At 67.3% G+C, this 2267-nt stretch carries 2 protein-coding genes; both read right to left on the bottom strand.

What is annotated here, in order from left to right; genetic code table 11:
• Window positions 1-177 precede the first annotated feature (177 nt).
• Window positions 178-1095, bottom strand: coding sequence for a sigma-70 family RNA polymerase sigma factor (locus tag SSP24_RS42230; protein WP_141316546.1), 918 nt, complete (start codon window positions 1093-1095; stop codon window positions 178-180).
• Between the two features lie 231 nt (window positions 1096-1326).
• On the bottom strand, window positions 1327-2253 hold the full coding sequence (locus tag SSP24_RS42235) for a sigma-70 family RNA polymerase sigma factor family protein (protein WP_141316548.1): 927 nt from the start codon (window positions 2251-2253) through the stop codon (window positions 1327-1329).
• Window positions 2254-2267: the final 14 nt, after the last annotated feature.

Genomic DNA, 2267 nt, shown 5'->3' on the forward strand with positions numbered 1-2267 from the left:
CGAGCCGTGACAGGGCGGGCGCTGCGGCGGGCTTGCGTCCGGCAGGCGCCCACCGGTAGGTGGGGTGCGGAGACGGCGTGCATCACGGTCCCCGGCGCAGCACCCGAGGTGAAGGCTTCCCGCCGGATCCCCCTTACATGGACCATGCTCCTCAACGTCGCGGTTGCGGTGCATTCGTCAGACGGCGGGCGCCATGGTGTGGCGAGAGCGCGAGTCGATGAACGCGGCGATCTTGCTCGGGCTGAACACCCACATCAGCTTGTGGATGCCTTCCTTCGAGGCGGCCATCGTCATGAAGGCGATGGGTTGGTCCTCTCGGTAGATCATCACGCCCGCACAGCCGTTGGCGTCGACCAACCTGGGCTCCGCTTCCCGCCACAGGTTCGGATAGGTCACCATCCTGGCCACACGTGCACGGCCCGACACGGGTATACGAGCGCAGCCGCGCATACCGTTGCCGTCGGACAGACTGACGGTATCGGGGGTGAGGAGAGCCTCCAGCGAGGCGACATCTCCCCCCTGCGCTGCCGAGACGAAGGCTTCGAGGAGCCGTCGGTGCTCCAGCGTGTCCACGGTCTCCCGCTGGTCGGCCGCGAGATGTTTACGAGCCCGGCTCACGATCTTGCGTACGTTGACGATGGTGAGCTGAAGAATTTCCGCGATTTCGGGGTAGCCGTAGTCGAACGCCTCCCGCAGCACGTATGCGGCCCGCTCCATGGGATTCAGTTTCTCGAGTACGAGGAGCAGAGCAAGTTCCAGAGCTTCCGCACGCTCGGCGCCCACCTCGGGATCGGTGCTCGTGTCGACGGGCTCGGGCAGCCACGGGCCGATGTAGGCCTCGCGGCGCACGCGCGCGGACTGAGCCACGTTGATGGCCAGCCGGGTGGTGGTACTCGACAGAAATGCCACGGGGCTGACCACTACTGAGCGGTCGGTTTTCTGCCAGCGCAACCAGACTTCCTGTACCACGTCCTCGGCCTCAACCGCGCTTCCCAGCATGCGGTATGCGATGCCGAAGAGACGTGGACGGAGCTCCACGAAAACAGCAACGGCGTCGTCCAAGGTACTCTCCCTGGGGGGCGTCTCGGGATGCATGATCCTGCTGTCTCCGTTCCTCCGAGTGTTGCTGGTGTTGACGAGGTGCGATCATGTGGCGGCAGCGCGAAGGCGGGCTCTGTCGCTGGGCTCCTGAGTAAGAGCGTCCAATCGCGTTCGCTTCATTGACCGGATGCGTCCCCGATCTGTGACAGGTTTGCCGTGCCAACCTCTTCATGGGGGGGGGATACGACTTGACCGGGCCCGACAGTTACAGAGGGCCGATGGGTCTCATTCCCGAGGCGCTCTGCCTGAGTTGTGGTGCGTCGGCGACGGGTCGAGAGGATCGTCGGGTTGGTTCCAGGTGCGGAGTTTGTCGGGGTTGAGGGTGACCCAGACCTGTACGACGTGGGGGCCGGCGATGTCGAGGCTGATGACGGCGGCGACCTGGTGGTCGTAGCGCACGAGGAGGCCGGTGCGTCCGTTGACGGAGTGGGTGTGCAAGGTGGTGCGCGGGTGCCGGGTGAGCAGGGTCAGCAGGCTATGGGCGACCTGGGCGCTGCCATGCACCGGTTTGACCAGGGCCCTGACCTTGCCGCCGCCGTCGAAGAAGGCCGTGACGTCGGCTGCCAGCAGCGACGCCAGGAGTGTCTCGTCCTGCGTCGCGCAGGCCTGGCGCACCGCGCGGGCCAGCGCGTCGTGCTGCTGGGGCGACGTGGGCCGCGCACGCCGGGCCCTCAGACTGCGGCGGGCACGGTCGGCCAGCTCGGCGCACTCCGGCTCGCTCTGCCTGACGATATCGGCCACCGCACCCGGCGCCATCCCAAAGACGTCGTTGAGGACGAAAGCCGCCCGCTCGGCCGGAGACAGAGAATCCAGCGCCTCCAGCAGTACCCCGCTGACCTCCTCCCGCAGCATCCCGTGCCGCTCCGCCCCCACCCCACCACCCCGCAGCCCCTTCCCCGCACGGCCGGTGTCCCGCCCGGGCAGCGCGAGGCGGGCCAGACAGATACCACCGGCGACCTTCGCCAGCCACGAACGCGGCGCCGTGATCTCCTCCCGCACCCGATCCGACAGCCCGTACCACCGCCGGTAGGTCTCATCAATGACGCTCTCGGCCGCACTGCTGCTGCCCAGCATCCAGAAGGCGACATCCAGCAGATACCGCCGCTCATCGAGCAGCTCCCCGATCGGCACCGCGTCACCGGCACGGTCCATACAGCAACCTCCCT

This window comes from Streptomyces spinoverrucosus (genome assembly GCF_006539505.1).
In the GTDB taxonomy this organism is placed as follows: domain Bacteria; phylum Actinomycetota; class Actinomycetes; order Streptomycetales; family Streptomycetaceae; genus Streptomyces; species Streptomyces spinoverrucosus.

Bases quoted from the DNA above. Each gene is read 5' to 3' on its own strand.
- SSP24_RS42230 (WP_141316546.1), bottom strand. From the start codon at position 1,095: ATGCATCCCGAGACGCCCCCCAGGGAGAGTACCTTGGACGACGCCGTT.
- SSP24_RS42235 (WP_141316548.1), bottom strand. From the start codon at position 2,253: ATGGACCGTGCCGGTGACGCGGTGCCGATCGGGGAGCTGCTCGATGAG.